The 23,002-nt window shown below is 40.2% G+C and carries 36 protein-coding genes; 1 reads left to right on the top strand and 35 read right to left on the bottom strand.

Translation table 11 applies throughout. The features are described from left to right. Window positions 1-3: 3 nt before the first annotated feature. From C6Y06_RS06010 to C6Y06_RS05905, 24 genes are all read right to left on the bottom strand, one after another. On the bottom strand, window positions 4-549 hold the full coding sequence (locus C6Y06_RS06010) for a LysM peptidoglycan-binding domain-containing protein (RefSeq protein ID WP_106036660.1): 546 nt from the start codon (window positions 547-549) through the stop codon (window positions 4-6). Continuing rightward, a complete protein-coding gene (locus C6Y06_RS06005) occupies window positions 549-4,196 on the bottom strand; it encodes a tape measure protein (RefSeq protein WP_106036659.1) in 3,648 nt (1,215 codons plus the stop codon). The genes C6Y06_RS06010 and C6Y06_RS06005 overlap by 1 nt, the downstream gene beginning before the upstream one ends. Further along, complete coding sequence (locus C6Y06_RS20430) at window positions 4,197-4,322, bottom strand: hypothetical protein (protein WP_260856995.1); 126 nt, start codon at window positions 4,320-4,322, stop codon at window positions 4,197-4,199. A 22-nt stretch (window positions 4,323-4,344) separates the two neighbouring features. Then, window positions 4,345-4,647, bottom strand: a complete 303-nt coding sequence (locus tag C6Y06_RS06000) for a hypothetical protein (protein WP_126741376.1) — start codon at window positions 4,645-4,647, stop codon at window positions 4,345-4,347. Between the two features lie 89 nt (window positions 4,648-4,736). After that, complete coding sequence (locus tag C6Y06_RS05995; protein ID WP_106036657.1) at window positions 4,737-5,132, bottom strand: phage structural protein; 396 nt, start codon at window positions 5,130-5,132, stop codon at window positions 4,737-4,739. A 14-nt stretch (window positions 5,133-5,146) separates the two neighbouring features. Continuing rightward, a complete protein-coding gene (locus C6Y06_RS05990; protein ID WP_106036656.1) occupies window positions 5,147-6,181 on the bottom strand; it encodes a DUF3383 family protein in 1,035 nt (344 codons plus the stop codon). Between the two features lie 4 nt (window positions 6,182-6,185). After that, complete coding sequence (locus C6Y06_RS05985; RefSeq protein ID WP_106036655.1) at window positions 6,186-6,665, bottom strand: phage neck terminator protein; 480 nt, start codon at window positions 6,663-6,665, stop codon at window positions 6,186-6,188. Continuing rightward, window positions 6,658-7,008, bottom strand: coding sequence for a hypothetical protein (locus C6Y06_RS05980; protein WP_106036654.1), 351 nt, complete (start codon window positions 7,006-7,008; stop codon window positions 6,658-6,660). The genes C6Y06_RS05985 and C6Y06_RS05980 overlap by 8 nt, the downstream gene beginning before the upstream one ends. Continuing rightward, window positions 7,008-7,508, bottom strand: coding sequence for a hypothetical protein (locus C6Y06_RS05975; RefSeq protein ID WP_106036653.1), 501 nt, complete (start codon window positions 7,506-7,508; stop codon window positions 7,008-7,010). The genes C6Y06_RS05980 and C6Y06_RS05975 overlap by 1 nt, the downstream gene beginning before the upstream one ends. 4 nt (window positions 7,509-7,512) lie before the next feature. Beyond that, entirely contained in the window at window positions 7,513-7,848 is a 336-nt protein-coding gene (locus C6Y06_RS05970; RefSeq protein WP_106036652.1) for a phage head-tail connector protein, read from the bottom strand. Beyond that, window positions 7,848-8,705, bottom strand: coding sequence for a phage minor head protein (locus tag C6Y06_RS05965; RefSeq protein ID WP_189288322.1), 858 nt, complete (start codon window positions 8,703-8,705; stop codon window positions 7,848-7,850). Before C6Y06_RS05965 ends, C6Y06_RS05970 begins: the two co-directional genes overlap by 1 nt. An 11-nt stretch (window positions 8,706-8,716) precedes the next feature. Further along, window positions 8,717-8,866: a hypothetical protein gene (locus C6Y06_RS20035; protein WP_189288320.1), complete on the bottom strand. Its 150-nt coding sequence runs from the start codon at window positions 8,864-8,866 to the stop codon at window positions 8,717-8,719. Next, entirely contained in the window at window positions 8,866-9,768 is a 903-nt protein-coding gene (locus tag C6Y06_RS05960; RefSeq protein ID WP_106036650.1) for a phage major capsid protein, read from the bottom strand. The genes C6Y06_RS20035 and C6Y06_RS05960 overlap by 1 nt, the downstream gene beginning before the upstream one ends. 12 nt (window positions 9,769-9,780) lie before the next feature. Beyond that, window positions 9,781-10,362 (bottom strand): DUF4355 domain-containing protein, encoded by a 582-nt coding sequence (locus C6Y06_RS05955; protein WP_106036649.1) that lies wholly within the window; start codon window positions 10,360-10,362, stop codon window positions 9,781-9,783. Between the two features lie 31 nt (window positions 10,363-10,393). Next, window positions 10,394-11,839, bottom strand: coding sequence for a phage portal protein (locus tag C6Y06_RS05950; protein ID WP_106036648.1), 1,446 nt, complete (start codon window positions 11,837-11,839; stop codon window positions 10,394-10,396). Between the two features lie 4 nt (window positions 11,840-11,843). Next, window positions 11,844-13,046, bottom strand: coding sequence for a PBSX family phage terminase large subunit (locus C6Y06_RS05945; protein WP_106036647.1), 1,203 nt, complete (start codon window positions 13,044-13,046; stop codon window positions 11,844-11,846). Continuing rightward, window positions 13,033-13,785 carry a phage terminase small subunit gene (gene terS, locus C6Y06_RS05940; protein ID WP_106036646.1) on the bottom strand — a complete coding sequence of 251 codons (753 nt, stop codon included), beginning with the start codon at window positions 13,783-13,785 and terminating at the stop codon, window positions 13,033-13,035. The genes C6Y06_RS05945 and terS overlap by 14 nt, the downstream gene beginning before the upstream one ends. A gap of 155 nt (window positions 13,786-13,940) precedes the next feature. Beyond that, window positions 13,941-14,342 (bottom strand): hypothetical protein, encoded by a 402-nt coding sequence (locus tag C6Y06_RS05935; RefSeq protein ID WP_106036645.1) that lies wholly within the window; start codon window positions 14,340-14,342, stop codon window positions 13,941-13,943. A gap of 74 nt (window positions 14,343-14,416) precedes the next feature. Then, complete coding sequence (locus C6Y06_RS05930) at window positions 14,417-14,881, bottom strand: hypothetical protein (protein ID WP_106036644.1); 465 nt, start codon at window positions 14,879-14,881, stop codon at window positions 14,417-14,419. 161 nt (window positions 14,882-15,042) lie between these two features. Continuing rightward, window positions 15,043-15,507, bottom strand: a complete 465-nt coding sequence (locus tag C6Y06_RS05925; RefSeq protein ID WP_071168002.1) for a hypothetical protein — start codon at window positions 15,505-15,507, stop codon at window positions 15,043-15,045. 357 nt (window positions 15,508-15,864) lie between these two features. Continuing rightward, window positions 15,865-16,929: a dimethylarginine dimethylaminohydrolase family protein gene (locus C6Y06_RS05920; protein ID WP_200964054.1), complete on the bottom strand. Its 1,065-nt coding sequence runs from the start codon at window positions 16,927-16,929 to the stop codon at window positions 15,865-15,867. A gap of 99 nt (window positions 16,930-17,028) precedes the next feature. After that, entirely contained in the window at window positions 17,029-17,412 is a 384-nt protein-coding gene (locus C6Y06_RS05915) for an ArpU family phage packaging/lysis transcriptional regulator (protein WP_058015869.1), read from the bottom strand. Between the two features lie 74 nt (window positions 17,413-17,486). Further along, window positions 17,487-17,708, bottom strand: coding sequence for a hypothetical protein (locus C6Y06_RS05910; RefSeq protein ID WP_106036643.1), 222 nt, complete (start codon window positions 17,706-17,708; stop codon window positions 17,487-17,489). A gap of 11 nt (window positions 17,709-17,719) precedes the next feature. Then, entirely contained in the window at window positions 17,720-18,145 is a 426-nt protein-coding gene (locus C6Y06_RS05905; protein ID WP_106036642.1) for a hypothetical protein, read from the bottom strand. Window positions 18,146-18,267: 122 nt separating this feature from the next. On the opposite strand from C6Y06_RS05905, the gene C6Y06_RS05900 reads away from it, so the two are divergent. Beyond that, entirely contained in the window at window positions 18,268-18,537 is a 270-nt protein-coding gene (locus C6Y06_RS05900) for a hypothetical protein (protein ID WP_106036641.1), read from the top strand. A gap of 40 nt (window positions 18,538-18,577) precedes the next feature. On the opposite strand, the gene C6Y06_RS05895 is transcribed toward C6Y06_RS05900, so the two are convergent. From C6Y06_RS05895 to C6Y06_RS05845, 11 genes are all read right to left on the bottom strand, one after another. After that, window positions 18,578-18,847 (bottom strand): hypothetical protein, encoded by a 270-nt coding sequence (locus tag C6Y06_RS05895; RefSeq protein WP_106036640.1) that lies wholly within the window; start codon window positions 18,845-18,847, stop codon window positions 18,578-18,580. A gap of 15 nt (window positions 18,848-18,862) precedes the next feature. Then, the gene (locus tag C6Y06_RS20300; protein WP_223251436.1) at window positions 18,863-19,276 is read right to left on the bottom strand and encodes a hypothetical protein; all 414 of its coding nucleotides are present in this window, start codon (window positions 19,274-19,276) and stop codon (window positions 18,863-18,865) included. A 242-nt stretch (window positions 19,277-19,518) separates the two neighbouring features. Then, complete coding sequence (locus C6Y06_RS05875) at window positions 19,519-19,770, bottom strand: hypothetical protein (RefSeq protein WP_106036638.1); 252 nt, start codon at window positions 19,768-19,770, stop codon at window positions 19,519-19,521. After that, window positions 19,767-20,024, bottom strand: a complete 258-nt coding sequence (locus C6Y06_RS05870) for a hypothetical protein (RefSeq protein WP_106036637.1) — start codon at window positions 20,022-20,024, stop codon at window positions 19,767-19,769. The genes C6Y06_RS05875 and C6Y06_RS05870 overlap by 4 nt, the downstream gene beginning before the upstream one ends. Beyond that, a complete protein-coding gene (locus C6Y06_RS05865; RefSeq protein WP_106036636.1) occupies window positions 20,021-20,272 on the bottom strand; it encodes a hypothetical protein in 252 nt (83 codons plus the stop codon). Before C6Y06_RS05865 ends, C6Y06_RS05870 begins: the two co-directional genes overlap by 4 nt. Window positions 20,273-20,287: 15 nt before the next feature. Beyond that, window positions 20,288-20,488, bottom strand: a complete 201-nt coding sequence (locus tag C6Y06_RS05860) for an XtrA/YqaO family protein (RefSeq protein ID WP_248065121.1) — start codon at window positions 20,486-20,488, stop codon at window positions 20,288-20,290. Between the two features lie 75 nt (window positions 20,489-20,563). Beyond that, entirely contained in the window at window positions 20,564-20,719 is a 156-nt protein-coding gene (locus C6Y06_RS20030; RefSeq protein WP_186304664.1) for a hypothetical protein, read from the bottom strand. 21 nt (window positions 20,720-20,740) lie between these two features. Continuing rightward, entirely contained in the window at window positions 20,741-21,175 is a 435-nt protein-coding gene (locus tag C6Y06_RS05855) for a RusA family crossover junction endodeoxyribonuclease (RefSeq protein WP_106036634.1), read from the bottom strand. Between the two features lie 91 nt (window positions 21,176-21,266). Beyond that, window positions 21,267-21,443 carry a hypothetical protein gene (locus C6Y06_RS20025; RefSeq protein ID WP_189288317.1) on the bottom strand — a complete coding sequence of 59 codons (177 nt, stop codon included), beginning with the start codon at window positions 21,441-21,443 and terminating at the stop codon, window positions 21,267-21,269. Between the two features lie 13 nt (window positions 21,444-21,456). Then, window positions 21,457-22,212, bottom strand: a complete 756-nt coding sequence (locus tag C6Y06_RS05850) for an ATP-binding protein (protein ID WP_189288315.1) — start codon at window positions 22,210-22,212, stop codon at window positions 21,457-21,459. A gap of 37 nt (window positions 22,213-22,249) precedes the next feature. Continuing rightward, the gene (locus C6Y06_RS05845; protein WP_106036632.1) at window positions 22,250-22,954 is read right to left on the bottom strand and encodes a DnaD domain-containing protein; all 705 of its coding nucleotides are present in this window, start codon (window positions 22,952-22,954) and stop codon (window positions 22,250-22,252) included. Window positions 22,955-23,002 lie beyond the last annotated feature (48 nt).

Genomic DNA, 23,002 nt, shown 5'->3' with positions numbered 1-23,002 from the left:
CTCCTACTTCACCCGTAATTTGACCCCTATAGGAATGCGGCGGTCAGGGTACTTATTCCATTTTCTAAGCTGTGATAGGCTCGTACCGTACCACATTCTCATGTGGCTGTATGTTTCGCCTTTCTTCACTTTGTGATAGACGGCGCTTTTCTTCTTTGTATTTGATTTCTTCTTTTTCCCAGATGATTTCACTTTCTTTTTCACAAAAGGACTTTTTGCAATACGGATTTCTTGTAACTCAACTGAGATAGCAAAGCCATTTTTGTACTCACCAATATCTCGAGATAGATTGGTAATGACAACGTTTTTCGCTACCTTTCTACCTGTGTAATTCAATAGTTTGCCCGTATACATCTGCTTTTTTAGATAATCAAAGTCTTTGTTTGGATTTTTGCCAAGCAAAAAACCCGAAATTGAAGTGATTTCGGGTTTTCGTTGCACATGATCAGTTATGGGAATGCCTTTTTCAACAGGGTATGACGTCACTTCTACTTCAGGAGCATCCGACTCCTTTTCGTTAACGATCTTGATTTTCCCTAGCTTCGCCATCAATATTCCCCCTCTGGCGCATACATTGGATTCAGTTTCTCCCACGTTTCTTTAAGTGCTTCTTGAACCGCTAGTTTAATGCTCTCACTGCCTGTTGAAGTACCTCCAGAAACTTGGACATAAACTGTCGGTGAAAAACTATTGCTGTTTGAAGAATTAGAATATGTTGTCGAACTAGATGAAGGTGTGTAAGCTGCGTCACTTAACATGCTGTTTGTTCTACGGTTGTTATAAATTGTTGATCCACCCGACAAATGCATAAGCTCTGGACCCTGCTCTCCAACCATTGCCCATTGATCACCAATGATACGGCCACCTTTTGCATATCCCTTATATGGACCACCGCGCGCCATTGATTTTAAGCCCGGATGGTTATAGATGCCGCCATAACGTCTATTAAGATAGTTAATCGCCGCTATGATTTGATGAACTGGGTTTTTAATATTGCCGTAACCCGGTTCTTTGTGAGCGGCAAATGTTGAGGGGATAAACTGCATAAGCCCTTGTGACGGGTGTCCTGCTTTCCAGTTGCTATCCCACCTGTTGACTACATTGGGATTTCCACCCGACTCTTTCATGGCGATCGTCTGTAAAGCACCAGCGTAACTAGGGCTGATTCCTTTAATTGAAATGGCTTGAGCAACCCATTTTTTAACGGCAGTAGATCCACCGCCTCCAAACATGCCGCCAAAGCTCTCAATCTTTTTCTTTCCCCAGCTCATTGCTCCATCTTTTACTTTAGTGAATAGACCCTTTGCTATATCACCAAAACCTCCTGGCATTGATGGTGTTTTCACCCCAAACATTTCAAAGGCTTTGTTCATAAGCTTAGTAGGATTAGAGATGTAGTCCCACACATCAAAAGCGGCGTTTTTGACTTTACCAACAACGTTTTTTGCTCCCTCAACAATTTTGCCACCAGCACCACTAATATTTTCGATCCAACCAGAGCCCTTTTTATTCCCCTCTGTTCCATCACCATACATCGGGATATTCCCAAGTGTTTCAAGCGTTTGTTTATGTGATAATACCTGAGTTCCTTTTGGCAAGTTCATTAATGTATCAGTACCCGGAGATAGTCCGACATGACCAGATGGAGTTTTATATAATTCAGGCCCTCCGCCGTCACCTAAAATCGCAGGGCCACCCGGATGACCATTTGTACCATTAGCATATTTAGGTGGATTCCACTCAGGAATTTTGGCGCCTTTTATACCAATCTTATCTAAAACCCAATTGATTCCACCGGTAACCCCATTTACTACTGTGGCTAAGGTTCCGGCCAACGCATTTCCTAAACTTTTAACGCCTGAAACTGCAAACTTCTTCATGTTTTTAAAGGCATCGCCAATCTTTTTCGGTAGATCTCTAGCCATTTGAACCATCTGGTCAAAGCGATTTTTAACTGTTGTCCAAATTCCTTTAGCAAAGTTTCCAACAGTTGTCTTAATATAGTTCCAACCCTTGAATATGAATTTCCCCATATTAATAACAGAATTTGATGCGTGTGTTGCACCATTGACGAAAAAGCTTTTAACACTAGTCCACATGCCGGATACGAGCGCTCTTACACCATTAGCCAATCCTAAAACGCCTTTTAACAAGCGACCTATGAAAAGCAGTTGAATGCCATTCCATATAAATTCAATAGCACCGAAAAAGAGTTGCTTAACACCTTCCCACATCTTGCCAAAGTCGCCTGTGAATAAACCTGTAAAAATTTTAACGACGCCCATGATGATATTAAGTGCACCGGTTATAACGCCCTTAATATTTCCCCAAACTGATTTAACGATATAAAGAATCAAAGGCATTAAAAATACAAATACCTTTTGCAACACGCTAAAAACATTTTGTAATGCTTTCACGATCTGTGATCCGTTTTCTTTCCAAAATCCTGCTACCTGTTTACCTATTGAGGACAAGAATTTGAACACACCGCCCAAGGCCTGCCCTATGTAAGGAGCTATAAACTGAACAGCCGACATAATTCCGCTGAAAATTGTATTAAACACAGGCAACATATTTTTCATAGTTGAGATAAAGCTATTTATAAACGACTGCACATATGGTGTTATGGTAGACACAGAAGATTTTACTGTATCAAAAACACCTTTCACTTTATCCGTTACTCCTACAATCATATCAACTGCATCCGGTGGAAAAAATTTCGATAGTACCCCATAACCTTCCAGCCTTTCAGCAGTTCCTTTTCCTTGAAAAACACCGAATATACCGGTAATTGCCTGTTTAGCTATGCCTGCCCCTTTTGTTACTTTGGTGAAAACATTTCCTATAGTGTTAAAAGTAGGTTTCATTACTTTGCCAATGCCGAAAATCACATCAGGCAATTTACTAAACTGATTAGAAAACCACCCCATTGCAGCTTGAATATGAGGCTTTGCAGGCTCCATGATTTTTGCCATTGTTGAACTGATAGATGATTTCATACTATCAACAGATCCAACCCATGTGCTTTTCATTCGTTCCATCAAGCCAGCCATGGCTGCCGTTTCACCTGCTGTACCCTTTGTTCCTTTTTGCATCCCTTTTACTAAAATATCTATTGATTCCTGTGCATCAATAGTTCCCTTAGATATATACTTGGCAAAGACATCAGCGGACACACCTGCTTCATTCGCCAAAATTTTCAATGCAGGGACACCTGCTGATTCTAGGCGACGTACTGGTTCTAAGGACAAGGTACTACTAATTTGCATGTCTCCAAACGCGCTGGAAATTTGCCGTAAACCTTCTGCTCCCTTACCCGTTCCAGCAGCAGCGTCACCAATAGCTTTTAATGTTGGTACTACCTTCTTTGATTCCATTCCGAAAGCAATAAGATTTCTGGAAGTCTCAGCAAGGTCTGGGAAAGCAAACGGCGTAGTTCTAGCAAATGCTAATACATCTTCTAAGAAGGCACCTGCTTTCTTGGTGCTCCCCATCATAACTTCAAGGGACACATTAGCATTTTCAATAGCAGATAAACGCCCCATACCTGTTGCGGCTAGAGCTCCTCCTGATAACAGCCCTAACGCTCCTGCATAGCCTTGTACTGCTGTTTTAGCTTCTCTGAATGGAGCTGTAATTCCAGTTTTAACACTGTTTGCAATACTTCTAGACATAGAGCTAACTGATGAGGGCATTCTTCCAAAAACTCCGCCTAACCTCGATGCACTTTGTGTCATCTGTTGGAACTGTCCACCCACTTGGCCGCCCATATGGTTCACTTGTTGCGTAAAAGAAGTTGTATTTGTTGTAGCCTCTGCAATTCTATTTCTCATTGCGGACAATTGACTATTTGCCACCCGAATGGTTCTTGCGCTTGTATCAGTCGATCTATTAAAACGCATAATACTTTGGCTTGCTGTGTTGATATTGGTATTTGTTGAGCTGACACTTTGACCCGCTGTTCTCATTCCGCGGGAAAGGTTTACCACTTGTCCATTTGCCAGTCTTAGTTGTCTAGTTGCTCCAGCTGCAATCTGACTAGTATTGTTAAGACCATTACTCATCGCTTGAATTGGTCGATCTGCTCCCTGAATACTACTAAGCATACTATTTACTTGAGTATTCATTTGTTGCAATGGTTTCGAGTTAGCAATGAGTTTCAGTTCAATCGCGGTGGTCCGCAAAGGTTGAGACATCTATTTACCTCCTTTCTGATTTGCTTTGTTCTTCGCATCAATATAAAGATCAAGGGCGGCATTAGCTTCAGCAATCTCGTCAGGTGTCATATATCTAGCAACGTCAAAACTGATCACTCGCTCCATCACTAGCCGCCACATGTCCCACTCATTCTTTGCTTTGTTCTTGTAGTGGTTCTTGTTCTTCGTCTTCCGCTGTAAGAAACGTGTCACATTCGTTCATGACCTCCTGCAAGGCCTTCAATCCTTGCTCATCCCAATGAGACCAATCTACTTTAGGACTGTGAATTACATGTTTCATGTAACCGTCATACAAGGCATCTAAGTTAATAGAGCCATCACCAGCAGCTACAGATGATTGCAATTGAACTACCTTTCTTACTCCTGGGTGAACAAGTGTATACTTTACGCCTTTTACTGTTACTTCTTTTGATTCGCCTAATTTTGCCATCGGTTTTCTCTCCTTTAGTGGTTTGTTCATATGAATAAAAGCAGCCTTTTCAGACTGCTTTCGTGTGTTCGTTTTCTTTTTTCGAGCCATTATTTCACTGTGTAATCAAAGACTTGAATTTCAAACTCTCTATCTCCGATTTCGTCTGAATACTCTGCATCAGCGTTCTTTTTAACAGCAGCTTTGGTCCCGCCGAACGTTTCTTTTACCTCTCCATTATTCTTGATCCAGATAGGAAATTGTTTACCGTTATTTGCGTACTGGTTGAGTAATGCAACGAATGGTGAACCTTGTGACAACGTTAAAGTGATTGTGCCAAGTCGATTGTTGGTAATAGCCATACTTGCTTCGCCTTTAGCACTCATTTTCGTTTGAAAATTATCTTCATCCTTAGATGCAGAAACCATAGTGCCTTCTGAAAATCCTGTTACAATTTTACCGGCCACCGTTATGGTGACGTCCATCGGATTATATGTGTATGCCATTAATTAAGCCCCCTTTAAATAATGATTTCCCCTGTGATTTCTGCTGTGTGAACCGCTCCAGCAAGCTCAAATCTAAACGATAAGCCGTCATACACACGGTTTTTGCGGTTTTCGTCTGTCATCTCGCTTCTTCCTTTAGACTGAACAGAATAGACAGGCTGTCCGTCCTCGTCTGGTGCAATGATGCCGTTTGTAAAAGCTGTTTCCAAAACATTGATAATTTGTGATTCTAGTAAAGCGAACCCTTCATTTGTGTAAGGGATTTTATCAGTAGTGCTTAGAGCGGTTTGAATTGAAGTCTCGATGTTAAGCTTGACCCAATCTTTGCCGTGCAGCACGTCAATAAATTCACCCGAACCTGTAATACCCTCGCTTGTTTGATTGCGGCCAGCTTTAGTTACAAATGCAATGGCACCCGCCTTGTGGATGTTTTCCAATGTATCGACTTTGAAATCTTGCGGTGTGACACCAACAAGATTTTTAAACTTCCACGTAACAGAACCGACAGGCTTGTTTGCAATGGCACCGATAAGTGCGGCGTCCGGCTCCTCATCAACAAGCGGATGATGGAATACAATGGTCCGATCTTTTCCTGTGTATTGCTCCAATTCCTCGAATGACGCGACTTTCAGCACTATAAACTTGTAAGATTTTTCTTCAAAGAATTTAGACGCCTCAAGACGATCCTCTGCGTTAACAGCAGCCAGCAATACAAAATGAAAGTCTTTGTCAAAATACTCTTCTAATGCGTTTCTAACGCTAAAAACCTGTTTAGGGTTCTCTGTATCTCCTGTCTCAACTTCGTGCCCAAATGAAGCCACAGCAACCTTATTTGGTGCGTTGTCACCTTGTGCAAAGATAGCCGCCGCCTTTTTGTAAGTAGCTGTGCTTTCACCGTAGTTCTGTTTTAAGGACTCTAGTGACCCGTATTCTCGGTAAACACTCTCAGTTGCGCTTGTGTTTTTAACCAAGATAAGCGGAATACCAAGACCTACAAGCGTTGTGGGCTTTAAAATATCAATTTTGACTTTTACGTCTGATAAAGGCATGTAATTACCCTCCTATATTCTCGTTATTTATGGTGACGGAATCAAAATACTCTGACTCTGCCCCGTTATGCGTTACTTGTATTCTGAACCGTGCATCAAAGCCATGACGTCGCTCATTTTCAATAGATAGAAATGTATCTCTGTTACCTGTTCCCTCCGCTTTAATAAACGCGATTCCCTTATCATAAAGAACCTGCTTCGCCTTCATTGTTCTCAAAAGCGTAGCAGTCTGTTGTGTTAATGAAATCACTTCAATAGCATCATCGGAAATCCAAGTGAACGAAAAGAAAATATCTACATCCTCAGTGATTGCATCTCCCTCAATAATTCCCCGGTGCTGGGGAAGATATGGGGAAGTAACGGTATATGTGCAAAAAGGATAAGCAGGCTGCTTCCCTGTTCCATTTTCCATAATCACTTTGTGACCGGTACTATCTCTAATGACACCAATCACCGTGCTTATAATGGATTCGTAATCAATCAAAGCTGCTCACCGCCTTTAAGATGTAACTATTGAAGTCTGCGTAATCCTCGAAAGGGTTCATAGATTCAACATGGTATGTGGTTCCCTTATAAATCACTTTAGATTTCAAAGGGATCTCCACAGATTTGCTGATATAAAGTTGGCGGTCAAGTGTCGTTAAACGGCCACCTGATTGATAGATTAATTGACTAGGTAGAACAACAAGTGCCCCTTTTTGCATTGTGGTTACGGCTTCACCGTCTTGCCATCGCCCGAGATCGTCATAATCTCCTTCACTCTGCACAACGAGGTCAAAAGTCACACTATATTTGCCTATGAGTTTCATGAAATTGAATTGGCTCATCACTGCACCTCATAATCAATGGAACCAATCAGCTCACCTGTATCAACAAGTGGATTTGATGATCCTTTTTGTTGAGTGGTAAATGGCTGGTTTGCTGGTGACTTCAGATCACGGGCATATTTTTGTATTTTCCCCTTTGTCTCAAGACCGATAGAGTTCATGACGTTTCGAGTGCTGATTCCTTTTTGGACAGCTTCAAGCAAAAATCTGTCCAGCTTCCGTAGAATTTCACGCTCGTTTTCATCCCATCCCGATCTAATAAAGGATCGTTCGGGAATCACAACGTGAGTGGTATCTTTCCGCAAATGCAGACCTTGAGAATGAAGATATGCACGCATCTTAGGTGTCACTGTGATACGTGTACCAAATTCATGCACAGCTGCAATCATAGCTTCTTTTCCTGTTCCAAGAACGCCCACTCTTGCTTTTCTCTCGCCATTTCCAAGTGCGTTTACCACTTTCGGAATACGATTTTTGTCTTTGATCTTTATGCGCCCCATATCATCACCTCAACGGGCGGAACTTAACTTTCCTGTATTTTCTCCACAGCTTATACACAGCCTCGTAACGTGTGTAATCACTTGTGTATGTCTTGCTCATGCCGCCGATAGATTCGGAGGAAACACCTACCTCATTCGAGCGGTCAATTTTAATCATCATGGCAATTCCTTTTTTGACTGGTGAAGGCAACTCTAGTAACCCCTCTTTGTTTAAAAAGGGGTTGTTGCAATACTCTTTTACGTATTCAATGCCGTCTTGCAATTCCAGTTTCAGCTTTTCATCCTGTGACTCATCATCTAAAGGGATCTCTAAACGGGTTTTCAATTCTATTAAATCCATTATTCACCCCTCAATCCCACTACTTCATATGTTAGAAAGCAGCGGCAATGTATGTCATTGGCTGCGCTGCCTGATTGTCCGGGCGCAACTGCTGTGACACCATTTCCTAAATCAAAATGTTCATTGACCTTTCTACGCTGACCTTGTAACGCTTTATGATTTGCCTTCCGAGTTTGTCGGACCCGCCCATCATTAACGTTGTTCCATACCTTTTCCATAATGATGCCTTGTTGCTCAAACTCTTCAGCTTTATTGTGAGTAGCCTTTTCACGCACTCTGTGAGCTTCTGTACGAGCGATAACGGTTGATCTATAGTAAGAGCTATCAAAAGCATTTCTCACACGTCTAGCAATATCAGAAAAGCGTTCACGTTCGATGAAGCCTCTTTCTATTGCTTCGTTTATGTCCTTCACAATCATTGCACGATGCTTTTCCAATGCTTGCGTTAGCTTGAGTCCATATACAGTGTTCTTACGAGTCTCTTCTACCATTCTAGGCAAAGATGGTGTGGCGTTTTTCAGCTTTTGATCAATCATTGCTTCGACAACGGATGCCATCCAGTCATAAGAGAAATCATAAGTATCTTCTAAGAGCCTTATGATTTCTCTTTGAGAACGGGTATCTAGTTTGGATGCCAAAGCAAGTATTTGAGACTTCAAGGCTTCAATATCATCGAATTGATTAATGTCAGCATATGAAAGGTCTTCACCTTGATCTAATTTCTCGTACAGATCAGTAAGAGAACTCATAAATTCCTTTGAGGCTTCACGATACAGCTTTTTTAACCTTCTCATGGCCCCTCGTTCTTTAAGGTCCAACGGCTTCAAAAGCTCGTTTAAAAATTTCCCTTTATCCACCGTCATCCCCCTTATTCTTCTACTAGTTCAGGAACTTCTTCAACTTCATCTTGTTCCTGCTTCTCGCCCTTTTTGTCGAGCTTATATCCTAATTCTTTGTAGATGATTTCAAAGGCTCTTTCAGTGACATCAAGTGAATGCTTACCTTTTTTAATTTTCATTACTCTCCAGCAGCTCCTTTTGGTGTGATAGCAGCAAATGCATCATCATTAAGAGTCATAAAGCCAACTTGTTGAGTAACACGTAAAGCCACTAAATCTTGCTCAAATAAGCTAATCGGTTTGCCATCTTTATCAAGAGTACCTTCAAGCGTAGCATCTTCACTGATTTTGTATTCCATTCCTTGTGGGATACCGTATCTAGCCATGCTCCAATCACCAGCAAACAAAGAAGCTTTATCATATTTCCAAGACTTAGAACTAACATAGCCGATTGGTAGACCTAGAGCCTCAGATGTGGCACCACCCTTTGGATCATTAAAAATCGGCAAGCCATTTTCATCTTTTGCACCACGCAGTTTTTGTTTAAAGCGTTTTGTTGTTGTAAATCCATTTGCGTCTTTATCAGATTCTTCTAAGAGCGCCATCACTGCGTTTAGCTCGTCATACAAGCCTCCCAAAGAATCTAATTCAATTTTATTTCCTTTAGATTCAATTCTCTCCATGACGGATACACCTGCACCAAATGGAGAGCCAATACCAAATAAAGCAGCTTGGTCAAATTTAATAGCGAAAGCTTCTGCAATTGCTGGCTGCATTTCTGCGAAGAAATCCGGCACAGAATAACGTAAAAACTCCTTTGAAACAGGAATGATAACGCCTAGTTTTTTAGATACCATCTCTGCATTCAACCATGTCGCACCATCCGTTTTAATTCTTTCGCCTTCACCAACCCAGTAAGCCCCAGGTCCAGAAGCTAAATAAGTAAACTCTTTTTTAGGCTTGGTCATTTCTTCATATTGCGCCAGCTGTGTCACTGCTGATTGTGTCAAAAAGTCTCTTAATACTAATGTCCCCGTTTCTTTCGGGACCGCCCCTGTCTTTGCGTCTTGTAGCATTACCATAATTATTTCCCCCTATTTTCTAATGTTTGCTTCTTGAGCAATTGTTCTAATATCAATGTTTCCAGTAGAATTACCTGCACCATTACCTCGTTCAATTTCGCGGCCCGATTCTTTGAATTTCACATCTACAGCAGCTTGCACGGCAGCATTGAATGATTCTTCAAGCTTGCTTAGATTTTCCAGTGTAGAATCTTCGTTTTCTCCAATAAAAAAGTCAATAACGTCCTTTGGCAACTTCTTTTCATCAGCTGCTTTAAGGGCTTTATTGACTAAAGTTTCTCTATTTCGTGCTGCTTTTTCTGCTTCAATTTCTTTTCTGAGCTTTTCTACTTCAAGTTGTTCAGGTGTTTTGGAAGGATTCCTTTTTGAAACCTCTTCCTCAACGATTTTTTCAAGGTTGTTCTCTTTCCAAGTCGCTAGACCTTTAGTGAAATGGGAATCCAATCGAGGCTGCAAGAGCTTCTTTCCTTCTTCTGTTTCTAGGAATCCTTTCACCTTGTCCGCTGACACGGCTGATAGTTCACCTACAAACGCTTTTACTTCTTCATTTTCTTTATTTTGTTCAAGAAACTGCTTAATTTCTTCAATATTCATTATTTCATCCTCCAAGCCATGTAGTACGAGCCTACACGTCTAAGTTTTCCGTCTTTTCACGACTTCCGGCAGGTCGATTGTCTAGCTCTTCATCTTCGTCCAAGCTGTAGATTGAATCTACTTTCACGTCATTCATTCTTTCGATTTCATATTGAACATCATCAACAAACGTAAGAAGTGACAGCCTTGTTTCTTCGCTTACAAGCCCTTTAAGTTTTGCCGTGGTTTCAGCTTCTTCTGCGATATTCGCAGGAAGGTTACGTGTGAACGTGAACCATACTTTCAAATAATCATCATTACTAATAGCGGCGTTTTTTCGTGACCAAGCTGAACACAGCAACTTGTATTGGTATCTCAAAGCAGCAGTCATTTTACGCTCCATCGTAATACATTTGTTTTCTAATGCCATAAGCTTGTACCGCATTGCAACGCCTGTTAGATTGCCGCCAAACGCTTCATCTGAGAAGTTAACCGACTTAGAGAAGCGCATAATGTTTTCTTCTAACCGATTCAAGTGATTTTCAATCATTGTGTCGTTTATATCTTTTGTTAAAAACTTCACGTCATCGTTATCACCGAACAGCTCAAAGACCCCATGTTTCTTTAGCTTCTCAAGCGTTTCCTCATCAGCACCAGCACCTTTAAAGATCATGTAAGCAAGTCGCAACTGCTCAATTTCATTTGATGCATCTGATAATGTGCGGTCATAAGCATCAATAAGAGAGAGGACCTTTTCAGCATCACCCATAAACTCATCATTGTTCGGCAAACCGAATAAAGGACAGTGGTCAAATAAGTGGTTTTTAACTTCAATTTCTTGCCATCCATTCTCAAGCTTCTCAAAATAGTAAACGTAAGAAGAGTCGTAAAACTCTGCTTTTTCTCTTTTGATCTGCTTTCCATCTATCCAGGTTGTCACCTCATAATATCGAAGAGCAAATTCAGGTTCAGTAATGTCATTGCCGCTACCAATAATGACCGCTTCCCACGGATCAATATTCACGGTCCTAACTTCTCCCGCTGTGTCAACATAAGCCAAGCGAGCGGCATACCCACAGATGGCCGCTTTCTTACCCAGTTCACTATCAGCATCCTCGATAGTATTTAGCAGATTAAATCTATTGATCACTTCGACTAAAGCCCCTGATTCACTTACTTGGTTCTTATCCACCTCGTAAGTGATTGGATGACCAAACATATAACCCACTTTTGTATCAACAATCTCACTATCAAAACCATTGTTTAAGCGGTTGTTTACTCGATCATCTATTCGGAGGATTGCCCCTGTTTCAAAGTCCTCTTGATGTTCAATGGTAAAAGCGTCCCTTTGGAGAATCGGCACGCCCTCAATGGACGCTTTATATCTCTCGTACTGATTGATCATTTTCTCTCGCTGTGTTTTATGAGAATTTATAATCGCTTCAATGACTTTGCTGTTAATCTTGTTTTCTCTTAAATACTGTACAAATTCATTCATTTGCTCACCTCTTTCCTTTACGCCTCATCGGTTTATTATGTGTATAAAGGGCATAACGCACTGAATCAAGCACATCGTCCCATTCTTTAACTGGATCACCCGTCTTTTGATTCCACACATACATGAATATTTCTTGTTTGAACCGCTCTACTTTGTCCTCAACGACAAAAAGCCTGTTCTTCTTGAACAAGCCTGCCACCTCTTCTATACCAGACACTACAGCCTTATCAGCATTCAAGGCTCTTAACCTTTCACGCCTGAATCTAACAACATGTTCTGGCCGAGCGGTATCGCAATAAAAATTCATGCCGCCGTAACGCTCTTTTATATCTTTCGCCACTTTGACCCAATAATCTATTTCTTCATGCTGCGCTGCATGCTCTTCCAAGAGATAATAATTTTGTTTATCATCCTCTCCAATAACGACGATGGAACCAAAATGCTCATACCCCCAGTCAACGCCAGCGAAGTATTTTACAAAGTTGACGTTCTCTAATTGATCTGACTTGATGTAATGCACATCTTTGTTGAAATCTTTGTATATCACGCCTTCTGGCGCAACCCAATACCCGTGAATATCCCTGTCTGTAAACATGCCGCTCGGTGTCGATGCCACTATACTTTCAACATATTCAGGATCAAGAAAGTTATTATCAAACAAAGAAAAGTGAAAAGCCCTGATGTTAAGACGGCCACTCTTTAACCTTTGCCCGTCTTTGTCGATGTAATCCTTTTTTACGGTGTGCATTGGGTTTTCAGGGTTTGTATCCATCAAGACCATTGCGCCCTTGTAGGAGCAACGGGATATAACTTCCTTCACGAATGAATCATGAAGAGCGGTTGCTTCGTTTAAAAATGCGCCAGCTGATGTAAAACCCCTTGCTTTTTTCCAAGCATCCACATTGGCACCATCGAAACAGTAGACCCGGTTGCCGAATATCTCAATGGCATTTGCTTTGTCTAGTTTAAGCTCTTTCTCTAATATCAATTCAAGGTCATTCAATACGTTACGCTTGATGGCTGCTTGAGTAGCACCACCGATAATAAACGAAAGACCCTTGTTTTGATATTTACTAATGTGAGCAAGGAATGCTAAAAGAAGCACGAATGTTTTCCCTGCTCTCTTTGCTCCGCTACACAAAAGGATTTTAGGACGCTCTTTTACGAAGCTGTCCCATACCTCTTTTTGTTTTTTATTCAATTCCATGTTCAATCACCATCTTTTGAAGCATTGAAGCAATTTTGTTTTCCCCGCTGCTTTCGCTACCGCCATCAATGGCCTTCTTAGTCTTCTCGATGTTCAAGCGCATCTGCTCCAGTTTAAGCCGTCTTTCGTCTGTCTCATGGGCTATGTTGTCAAACTGCTTTATCAAGCTTCTCAGCTCGCCCATTGCCCTAGATTGAGCGTTTAGGAAAGCAGCTTGTTTATCCCAAGCAAATTGTATGTCATGTTGTAACTCTTCCACATAATGCATATTAGTAAGATTCCCTGTTTCATCTACGCTAAGATCACCTTTTATTTTTGACACAACTTTTGTAGTATCATTCTTACTTTCAACAAACATGATCTTCTGCGCTCTTACAATAGCGGTGAACTGAATTTGTATTTGCTCCCACAGCAGGTCAACGGGTGAAAACTCCTGAATGTCCTGCATGATCTCAAACGCTTCTGCTGGCATGTGCTTTGAATAAAAGCCGTGCGTCTTTGCGTTTTGGTTTCTTGCAGGAGCACCGCCGCTATTTCCGATAGCGTTTTTGTTCCCAGGTTGCCCACCTTTTTTTGTGTGCACACTTTTTTCTTTGGGTGCACCCTTTTTCCTTTCCCAACCATGCCGCTTTTTCCACGATTTTATGGTGTTGATCGACACCCCGTATTTCTCGGCAAGGTCCTTGTATTTCATGCCTTTGACGTAATCTTTCTCCGCCTGAATGTGCTTGGATTCCATCTACATTCACCTGCCGCCTCCTTCTGATTCGTGTTGTTTTGGGATTTTTATTTCCTCTAAACTGCCGCCGCACTCTACCTTTAAGCCGATGCTTGGTGTAAAGGTTCACCGGAAGCAGTTTACAGGGAACAAAAAAAGCACCCCAAAACGGGTGCTTAAATTAGTTTGTAAAGATCTTTGATTGATTTAGCATAGTTGAATTCATGAGCTTCATTACAGTCTTTTGCATCAAATTCAATCTCTTCACCGTTCTCAAAAGTGAAAGTCAAATTAGCTTCTCTTCTTCCACTAAAAGTAAGATTTTTATTAACAATCCTACTCTTATAGAAATCCAAAGCGAATCGTTCCTCTTTTTGTTTGGCAATGAGTAAACCCGATTCTAAGAAGAAATAATGTTCGGCACTATTGATATCGAAGGGGTTTTTAGAATAAATAAATTTAATTTCATCTCCCTCAATAAATTCATAAACTCCTTTAGCCATAATCTCATAATAGTCATAATTTGTGTCTGTTATGAAGTTTTGAAAATGATTTTTAAAAATTTCAACATATTCCATTTTTTCACCTCCCACCCTTAATATCGGCAGAAAGTAAGTATATGGAACTATTCGCAGAATTTGTCGAACAAAAATCACTTTTCATCTTTTTCTTTTCTCGCCTTTACTTGCTCAAATGTTTTTAACATGTAACCTGTAATAATTCTATTCTTTCTGTCTTTATCTAATAGTATTAGTACAATTAGAACCGATATAGTCACAAGCAAAAAACCTAAAATTTTAATTACATTAACATTAAATACAGCCGTAAGATATGCAACGAATAAAGGAATCACTGCCATTAAGTTTCTTCTAACAGGATCTAAACTGTTATCCAAATGATAAAATCTAGCAATTGCAAAATCTATGGAATCCATATCTAGGCTGCGAAGTAAAGACAAGTTCTTTTGATAATGCTCCTTCGTATTACCGTGTATGAATATCTTTTTAAAATAAGAAACTAAATCTTTCTCTGGATATGTGTAGATCACATCTTCTAATTCCTTTAATTGTTCGTTCTTTTGTTTATTATTAGTTGTGGTTTTCTTCTTTTTACTCAATTTCCTTCACTCCTCAATATTATTATCGGATAAGATTGATAAAGTTGAGGAGTCTACGAAATTTGTCGAACGAATCCCAAGCTCGCAAGAGCAAGTGCAAGTGAAAATATATTAATTTGTGGAGACACGGGAAATTATGCCTCCCCGTCCTGCCTTCAAGTTTACACTGCGGTTTTAAGTGATTTCAAATGTTGAAGAAAATTGACTTTCTTGACTTCTTTGACGATGTTGCCGATTATTTCAGTTTTGATTTTTCTAATGGTGTCTCTTGAGCATTCAAGATGATCAGATATAGCGGTGTAACTCATTCCAGTCATCATGCAGTCATACACGATTAAATGTCTTTCCTCTTGCATTTGGTCCACGGCTTTATTAAGGAAATTAGCAATAGCTTCGTATTTGAGCAGTCGCTTTTCTCTGCGGTCAAGATGTCTTAGTTCAGCTTGGCTTATTCCTGCTGATCCTTTAGGCATTGCAGCTTCATCACCATATGTTGCTGTTAGCTTTTGACCTCCTGCAAATTCAACACGATTCAGGAGCCTTGTGAGCCTGTCGATCTCTCGTAACATAAATTCATAGTCTCTAATCCATTCTTCTACCTTCCAAGCAATCATTTGATCTGTCATATATATTCCCTCCCGTTATTTACGCTTGTACGCCCCGCCTTTGGCTCTTCTCAGTCTTTGCATGTTTTGCTTTTATCTCTCTTTCTGTAAGCTCCTGCGGTCGTTTTTTCGGCTTTTCCTTCTTCATGACCGCTCCTTTCCGACAAAAAGAAAACGGACACCAACCAGCACCCTTTAAAGGTGTTGATCAGTGTCCGCAGGCTCTCCGTCTTGGACAAAATTTTCACGTTCGTTTTGCTTGTCTCTATCATACGATGATCCACACAGGAAAAAAGGTCCCCTTTTTATCCCCCATTTTGTCGGCTTTTTCTTATTTAAATAAAAAAACATCCTTAACAAGGATGTTTCGTCTCTAGTTTATTTACGGAGTAATGGTTGAGTAGTACATCGGAAAGCGCCACCATAGCTTCTTGTTATTTTAAAATCTACATATTCCACCTTGATATTTCTTTTTTCTAGTTCTTTTCCAATCGTATTTTTATATGCAGAATCCGTTACATATACTTTTTCATCAATAGGTAAACCATTTATGGCCAAATCTTGCGCATCTTTGTAACTTACTTTTATTTTATCCCAATCCTTTAATTCATCTGGAATCCCGTTTGGTAGTGAATCTTCATTCACAATCATCAGTCCGTCTCGGACAAAACTAATAGCACAATCTAGATGAAGTGTATTTTTTTCGAGTTTTACTTCAACTACTTTATAACCATCTGGTGTTAAATAATTACGGAGCCAATCGATTCCTTCTTTATTAGATGCTTGACCAGAGTTCCCAACAAAAATTGTTTTCCCGTACACAAGAATATCTCCACCCTCTAAAAATGGACCATTCTTGGAATTTATGCCTTTTGAAACATCGGGCTGTGGAACAGCAACATATGGATTTTTGTTCGCTTTTACCTCTTTTAAAAGGATATCCCTTGCTGGAAGCACTTCAAGTCTGCGGTAAGTTGATAAAAACGATCCTTCGATTATGTGATCTCCAATTGTAAAGAATGGATCTCTAACAAAGAAATTCGTAGCACCAGCTCCACCAGTTATACCATTTTCAGCTATACCTAATTTCTTTTCATCCTCCGTTAAAAGGCGTGGCATTTGGATGTCTACATCGTATTTCTGGAGTATTTTCTTAAACTCATCACGTTCTTTTTCCATTTTGATTTGAATATCGTTCATATCTTCCATCATGTTTGAGCCGCTATCTTCTGGAAAATAGACTTCAGATTGAGACATAACGACACGTTTTAATGGAGCAAATTCACTTTCAACATACACATTTCCTTTATTTTTTTCGTTTTCAGCTGAGACTTTTTCTGCTTTTGCTTTCACACCGTCTGAGCTTTTTGACTGCGAACAACCTGTTAAAATAACAGCCATTACCGCAGCAAAGCCAACTAAATTAATAAATTTTTTTCTCATTTCAATTAATCCTCCATTTTATTGTTTTGTCACTAATTAAAGATAGTAACTATTAAATCTTAAATATTTCTTAACTAATAGGATTTGGTGTTTTTTGTATTAAATTATGCCCAGTGCTGTTGAGAGGTTAAATGTGGCTTGCTTTTTCAACCTATAGTACCGGTCCTTTTTCAATCCCAATTCTTCGCTTATTTCTAAATCTTTTACGAATCGTGATGTAAGATATTTCATCCTGATAATATCTTGTTCAATTTCGTCTAAACTATTTTTTAACGCCCTTTCTATCTGCCGTACCTTCAGTTCATTTAAAACTTCCTGATTCCTGAGAGAAGGAAAAAGGCCTGTTGCACCGTTTGCCTCTTGTTCCTTTCTGTTTTCTTCCTTCACCTTGAGAGCTCTATAAACCTTCAGCTCCTTTATCAGAGCATTCCGGACTTGTTTCTCATCGATCCCTGGCAGTAAACACAATTGTTCAGCTCCCATGTTTCTCAACCTCCTCCTATAAACAATGAAAGACATAGACCAGGGCAATTTTGCACCGATCTATGTCGTATGATTTATTCTTCTAATGGAATGCTGATTCCGTAATTCTCTCCAAAATCTTCAATGTACTCTTTCAAAAAACCATCTAACGTAGAGTGAAAAAGCATGTCGTCTTCTACACCACATATAAACTTCTCAATGTCTTCTTCGTTTAGTCCTAATTCAGTTATTCCCTCGCCGTTTTCTAGTTGGTATTTCATGAAAGCTCTGAATGCTTGTCTTGGATCAATGTCCATTCCGCTACCTCCTATCGAATATTGAATTTCAAGGATTCAAAGGTCCCGATATATTTTTTCTTAGCTGAATCCGTATAGCAGTCCAGCTGGATAACATATGTTCCTTTTCCGGTACGCTTGCGAATTTCTTTAACACTAAACGACTTTAGAGGCGTTGACGCTTTGAAGCTGCCCCTTTGCACTAGATTAGTATCAGTCAAACCACCATTGGACCTCTTTTTATATACGCCAGCGGTGTAATAAAGCGTGCTCGATCCCTTCTTTTCCGCTCTCCAATCGACCGTTTTCGCTCCTGCATAGTAATTGGTGTCATCGGTAAAGACTCGTGCTTGGTGCCCGAACCCCTCGGTTTGCCAGTTTGACCATACCGCTTGAGCAGACGGCGCATAAAGCACCGCCGCAATAATAATAGTTAGTGTGATTAGTAGTTTTTTCATACAGAAACCTCCAATATTTATTCCCATATAAGTTAAAAAATTTTTTACATGGATTATTTTTGAATATATAGTATTATTAAACTTGCAAGACTATTATCCCAAACTAAAAGGAGAGTCAAACTATGAGAATTAAAAAAGTAATTGCAAGTTCAGTTCTATCACTCGCTTTGCTAGTTTCTTCATCTGCTTTTTTTACTGCTCAAGCAGAAGCTGCTAGCCCTAATCAAGAATGGAAAGTTTGTACCTCGACTGAAGCTGGCCCATACACTTCAAGAAATGCAATCCCAGCAATCTATAACGACGGAACCAATAATTGGTACTTAAAAGGTGCAAGATCTTGGAAAGGTACTTGGTATGGTTTATATGAACGCTGCTGGACAGAAAATTTATAATTGTTGCTATGAAAGAGGGAATCTACCCTCTTTTTTATTTTCATATCAATCTTCCGTCTATTGCCAATCTCATTTCTTTTTCGTTCGTTAAATCTTCAAGGACTTCTTCAATTGGAACTGTTTTGTTATCTTCTCCAGTACAGCGACTATACTTTGTTGCTGCATATAGCGCCGTTACTTCTTTGATACTTTCCGCAAGTTCTTTCTCTTCATCACCAGTAACGTCATTATTGTAAATCTCCATTGCACGTTCGATATTGCGCGCTTTAATCAATGCGTAATATGGCTCATGCACCTCGTAAAATTTCATCTTCATTCCCCTTTTCTATTGTCTTTCAGAAGACCATTCCAACGCTTCTGTAAGTACCTTGGTTAGACTCTCTCCATTTGTTTCAAAGTCACAGGAAATTCCGATGTCATTTGGACAAATATCAAGTTGAAATAGGTGTACGCACCATTGTTCATTTACAGTGTAAATCTCCAATTGATGTCTTTCTCGTAGCTTCATAATTAATTCATGAGTGTCCATTTCTTTGCTTTTAACTTGTTCTTCTAGCAACTGAATGGCCGTTTCAAGGTATGTCGCAAAATCAATTGCTTCTTCCTGCGCATGTCGCAACCATCCTTTTAAGTCGTGGGAAGAGGTTTCAACCTCCATCCCGTACTTTTTCAGGCCTTTTTCCTGCTGCTTGTGCAGCTTTGTAATTACAGATGAGATAATCGGGTTATTTTCGTTCATTTCGCGTCCTCCTGAATATCCTTTTTGATAACTTTTAAGAAGAGTGTCGCTGTATCTTTAACGTCCACTTTGTCAAAGCATGTTCTTTCATCTGTGTCGCAAAGAGGAATTCTTAATTGCATATTTGATTGTTCATAGATTTTATAGCTGGTAGTTTTTCTATTGCATAATGCACATGGTTTACTTTCATATGTTGACATGCTGCCTATTCTCACGATAATTCCTCCTAAGCCGCTAGGCGTTTAATTTCCTAGTAATCCAGCGATCGTTATAATCGCCATGAAACCAATCAAGGTGAAAATGACAGGCCCGTTTGACTCACGCTTTGCCATGACCACGTTGCCCTCTATAACAAGGTCATCATTTTCACGCACCAGCATTGGTACAACGTTTTCCGGCACTTTAAGATGGACAGCAGCATCCTGAATCGTGATCGCTTGATGTTTGCAGGCTTTGACCGCTTGTGACAGTTCAATGTGTTTTGGTAGACTCATCGTTGCTCCTCCTTCACCACATAGCCATTTGTTAAAGCACTCATTAAGTCATGCGGATCAACATCATTTAAAGGTGTGAATAATAGTTCCCACGGTGGTGTGTCGCCTCTTTTTACTAGCCAGTGTTCAAATACAAACAATCTATTTAATCTAACGCCACGTTCCATCCCGTGTGATTCGTAATATTTCACGCCTGCTTCTACTGCCTTGGCTTGTTCTTTAGTTAACTCGACTTTTGCAACTGGAAGACTCATACTTTTTCACCGTCCAATCGCTTCATAAAAGCAAATTCATATTGCTTCTCGATGTTTTTCATGGCTGCTAATCCGCCTCTGTGAAACTCATCTTTAGTTCTATCGAAATGTCGCTGCTCCCAATTCAGTTCGTTTAAGAAAAGCTTTGAGAATCCGTCGATCTGCTGATTCTTTTTCTCTATTTCTCTTTTTAAACATTCGACCTCATGCAAAAGGGCCTCAACGCTTAATTGATCTTTTGATAACATTGCAATTCCTCCAAGTCATTTGATCTTGTATCCTATTTCATGGTCAACTCTTGCAAAGTGACCTTTAGCAGTTTGAATGATTGTTTTTCCGTGTTCAGGTGCGTCAGTAATATGGACTGTTCCCTCATTGCCGTCTATTACTATAATGCGGACCTTACCGGGTTCTATTGCGCTTTGAATGGTTGTATCAAAGTCTTTAATTTCAGTTGGTTTCATCCGCTTCATGCCCCCATGTGTTATAATTAAAGTGTCAGATTTAATTAGCACTGGAGCAGCGGCTTCGGTGTTTTTTTATGCCCATTTATCCATCTGGAACGTTGGTGACGGTTTTAGTTCTTCTCGATAGACAATCGGGTGCTTGGCTAGATACGCCTCTAGCTCCTCTTTAGTCATCTTCCACTCGATGACCGGACCCGCAGCATATGGGTTGTTAGGCTTCTCGTTCATTTCTTCTTCACGCCCTCCTTTTCAGTTCTTCAATTCAGTAATGATAATTTCGACTCTTGGATTTTCGCTGTAGAACTTACAGACTTTCAATTCCACTACTTGACTATCATCCTTGTAAATTAGATTGTTTAATGCGTCTTTAATGCCTTTTGAATAGTTATCAACATCCGGCTTTGTTGTGGGCCTTAAAATTCCTTTTTCAGCACATGCTTTTTGCTTCTTAGAATCTGAAATCTTCTTTGTCATTGGTCTGAATACTCTGATATCCATTGAGACAGGCCCCGCTATGAGTTGATTTGGTTTATGTTGTGAAGCAACTAAAGCCACGTAATGCTTAAAATCTTTTGATTTCTGTGGATCATGCATAACGATTTTTCTTTTTCCAGTATTCCTTGTAGACGCTCTTGGTCTCCCTTGTGCTACTGGCTCGCCATAAACTGTGAATGCTATTGTCATGTCTACCTCCCGTCATCCCGCAGCCATTGCAGGAGCTTCCTCTCTCTCAATCTAGCTGTGAAAGCGATAGTAATTAGTGCTGCCATCGCCTTCATGCTGTCTTTCCTTCAAGTGCTTCCGCTTTAGCAAGCATTTGATCTAACATTTCGATGACTGGCTTTAGGCTCTGTTTGCGTCCTGTGGTGTTACAATCAGGACAAGGGAAGAAGCCCACCATGAATGTATTTTCGTTTATGACGACTTTCTCGCCATTGCATGTGTTGCACATCTGACATTCTCCTTTATTCGTATAATTCCAAAAGCAGTTCTTCATTTTCTTTTTGCGCTATCTTTTTCCGAATCTTTTCATTTGGCATAATCACAGGGAACGCTAGTTTTTCAATCCTGCTACTGATCCGACCGCTTTTATAGACTGTGTCAAGATCATCTATACTTAAATTGCTTGTAAGGATCGTAGGTTTCTTGTTTTGAAGTCGGTAATCAAGAATACGTGTGAATGTTTCTTCAACAAAATCAGTTACCTTTTCCACTCCAATATCATCTAGGACAACAAGATCCGCTGTCTTGACAGCATCCATAATGTCGGTACTCTTCACTTTTGATTCGCTATCAAACGTGCTCTTTATTTCTCCGATTAGATCAGCTGTAGACGAATAGATGATTTTAAGTGGTTTGTACGTTTGAGTTTCTTTGTCGTATACCTTGTCATGTGTTTTGGTTATCGCATGAAGAATACTGGCAGCAAGCCTTGTCTTCCCGCTCCCTTTCTCCTTACTAAAGAAATACAAGCCTTTTCCTAGATCCCTCATTTTTTCAAATTTCAAAACATAGTTTTTTGCAACTCTTTTCGCATTGGCTGCTCGCTCTTTTGATTCGGGTTTGTCATAAACATTGATATCAAAAGAGTTTAGAGAAGCGTCTTTGAACTCTTCCGGTAGTCTTGCGCTCATAAGTCTATTTGAGAGCTTTTTTACTTCTTTGCATGGGCACTCTTCCATAAATTCTTTGTTTTGCTCATGATCAATAATCCATACCAACCCCGACCCATCGCATTTCCCATACATGCAATGTTGTTCAGAAATCACAGTGAGTGTCTCGTATCTTTCCTGAGAGGCCCTTTTCACGGGCAAGCGCTTCGAGTCTTTCAACTTCTGCGCTAGATTTGGATTGGCTTTCTCCAACGACTTTAAGGTATCGCCCATACTCTGCATCTTTCTTCACTCCTTCTTGTGCCCGCTGATTTGAAAGGACCCGCTGAACATATTTGATGTTCTGAACGCCGTTTTTCAAAGTGACCTCCATTGCTTTAATCACGTTTTCTTCTCCAAAATCATCTATCAGATCACCTATTTGCTGACTTATAAAACTGTTTAGTGTTCCGCCGAAATGGCTCTCGTAAAATTCAAATGCGTTCATAGGTTGCTTGTCCTCCTGTCTTGTTGGTTTTTCTTCTTTTGGCTTTTTAGGTTCTTCATCAGGTGTCGGAGTAATGCTTGTTGTATTCTCTAAACTTATGATGCGATAACTGCCCGCTGATTTACCTTTAGGCTTGTATTCAATCCGGCCATGTTTTATCAATAGTTTCCTGTGATCTATCATGGTCTTTTCGGCGACTCCTAACCGTGAATAAAGACGACTGTTAGACACCGTGAACCAATCTTTCCACGCACAATTGTTGTTAATATCCATCAGATGAAACCACAATGCTTGAGTGGTAGGTTTTAGTTCTGTTGTTTCAAGCCACCTCATGAAGCCGTTTATTTCTTTCAGGTAATTCATCTATTCACGCCCTTTCAACTTACATAGGGCATACATACCGCTAATTTT

This window comes from Bacillus sp. MZGC1 (assembly GCF_002998605.1).
In the GTDB taxonomy this organism is placed as follows: Bacteria; Bacillota; Bacilli; order Bacillales; family Bacillaceae; genus Bacillus.
Note: the sequence above shows the minus strand (reverse complement) of the source record. Positions and strands in the feature narration are given on the sequence as shown.

Coding starts and splice junctions, on each gene's coding strand:
- C6Y06_RS06010 (WP_106036660.1), bottom strand. CDS start 549: ATGGCGAAGCTAGGGAAAATCAAGATCGTTAACGAAAAGGAGTCGGAT.
- C6Y06_RS06005 (WP_106036659.1), bottom strand. CDS start 4,196: ATGTCTCAACCTTTGCGGACCACCGCGATTGAACTGAAACTCATTGCT.
- C6Y06_RS20430 (WP_260856995.1), bottom strand. CDS start 4,322: ATGGAGCGAGTGATCAGTTTTGACGTTGCTAGATATATGACACCTGAC.
- C6Y06_RS06000 (WP_126741376.1), bottom strand. CDS start 4,647: ATGGCAAAATTAGGCGAATCAAAAGAAGTAACAGTAAAAGGCGTAAAG.
- C6Y06_RS05995 (WP_106036657.1), bottom strand. CDS start 5,132: ATGGCATACACATATAATCCGATGGACGTCACCATAACGGTGGCCGGT.
- C6Y06_RS05990 (WP_106036656.1), bottom strand. CDS start 6,181: ATGCCTTTATCAGACGTAAAAGTCAAAATTGATATTTTAAAGCCCACA.
- C6Y06_RS05980 (WP_106036654.1), bottom strand. CDS start 7,008: ATGAGCCAATTCAATTTCATGAAACTCATAGGCAAATATAGTGTGACT.
- C6Y06_RS05975 (WP_106036653.1), bottom strand. CDS start 7,508: ATGGGGCGCATAAAGATCAAAGACAAAAATCGTATTCCGAAAGTGGTA.
- C6Y06_RS05970 (WP_106036652.1), bottom strand. CDS start 7,848: ATGGATTTAATAGAATTGAAAACCCGTTTAGAGATCCCTTTAGATGAT.
- C6Y06_RS20035 (WP_189288320.1), bottom strand. CDS start 8,866: ATGAAAATTAAAAAAGGTAAGCATTCACTTGATGTCACTGAAAGAGCC.
- C6Y06_RS05960 (WP_106036650.1), bottom strand. CDS start 9,768: ATGGTAATGCTACAAGACGCAAAGACAGGGGCGGTCCCGAAAGAAACG.
- C6Y06_RS05955 (WP_106036649.1), bottom strand. CDS start 10,362: ATGAATATTGAAGAAATTAAGCAGTTTCTTGAACAAAATAAAGAAAAT.
- C6Y06_RS05950 (WP_106036648.1), bottom strand. CDS start 11,839: ATGAATGAATTTGTACAGTATTTAAGAGAAAACAAGATTAACAGCAAA.
- C6Y06_RS05945 (WP_106036647.1), bottom strand. CDS start 13,046: ATGGAATTGAATAAAAAACAAAAAGAGGTATGGGACAGCTTCGTAAAA.
- terS (WP_106036646.1), bottom strand. CDS start 13,785: ATGGAATCCAAGCACATTCAGGCGGAGAAAGATTACGTCAAAGGCATG.
- C6Y06_RS05935 (WP_106036645.1), bottom strand. CDS start 14,342: ATGGAATATGTTGAAATTTTTAAAAATCATTTTCAAAACTTCATAACA.
- C6Y06_RS05925 (WP_071168002.1), bottom strand. CDS start 15,507: ATGACAGATCAAATGATTGCTTGGAAGGTAGAAGAATGGATTAGAGAC.
- C6Y06_RS05920 (WP_200964054.1), bottom strand. CDS start 16,929: ATGAGAAAAAAATTTATTAATTTAGTTGGCTTTGCTGCGGTAATGGCT.
- C6Y06_RS05915 (WP_058015869.1), bottom strand. CDS start 17,412: ATGGGAGCTGAACAATTGTGTTTACTGCCAGGGATCGATGAGAAACAA.
- C6Y06_RS05910 (WP_106036643.1), bottom strand. CDS start 17,708: ATGGACATTGATCCAAGACAAGCATTCAGAGCTTTCATGAAATACCAA.
- C6Y06_RS05905 (WP_106036642.1), bottom strand. CDS start 18,145: ATGAAAAAACTACTAATCACACTAACTATTATTATTGCGGCGGTGCTT.
- C6Y06_RS05900 (WP_106036641.1), top strand. CDS start 18,268: ATGAGAATTAAAAAAGTAATTGCAAGTTCAGTTCTATCACTCGCTTTG.
- C6Y06_RS05895 (WP_106036640.1), bottom strand. CDS start 18,847: ATGAAATTTTACGAGGTGCATGAGCCATATTACGCATTGATTAAAGCG.
- C6Y06_RS20300 (WP_223251436.1), bottom strand. CDS start 19,276: ATGAACGAAAATAACCCGATTATCTCATCTGTAATTACAAAGCTGCAC.
- C6Y06_RS05875 (WP_106036638.1), bottom strand. CDS start 19,770: ATGAGTCTACCAAAACACATTGAACTGTCACAAGCGGTCAAAGCCTGC.
- C6Y06_RS05870 (WP_106036637.1), bottom strand. CDS start 20,024: ATGAGTCTTCCAGTTGCAAAAGTCGAGTTAACTAAAGAACAAGCCAAG.
- C6Y06_RS05865 (WP_106036636.1), bottom strand. CDS start 20,272: ATGTTATCAAAAGATCAATTAAGCGTTGAGGCCCTTTTGCATGAGGTC.
- C6Y06_RS05860 (WP_248065121.1), bottom strand. CDS start 20,488: ATGAAACCAACTGAAATTAAAGACTTTGATACAACCATTCAAAGCGCA.
- C6Y06_RS20030 (WP_186304664.1), bottom strand. CDS start 20,719: ATGAACGAGAAGCCTAACAACCCATATGCTGCGGGTCCGGTCATCGAG.
- C6Y06_RS05855 (WP_106036634.1), bottom strand. CDS start 21,175: ATGACAATAGCATTCACAGTTTATGGCGAGCCAGTAGCACAAGGGAGA.
- C6Y06_RS20025 (WP_189288317.1), bottom strand. CDS start 21,443: ATGTGCAACACATGCAATGGCGAGAAAGTCGTCATAAACGAAAATACA.
- C6Y06_RS05845 (WP_106036632.1), bottom strand. CDS start 22,954: ATGAATTACCTGAAAGAAATAAACGGCTTCATGAGGTGGCTTGAAACA.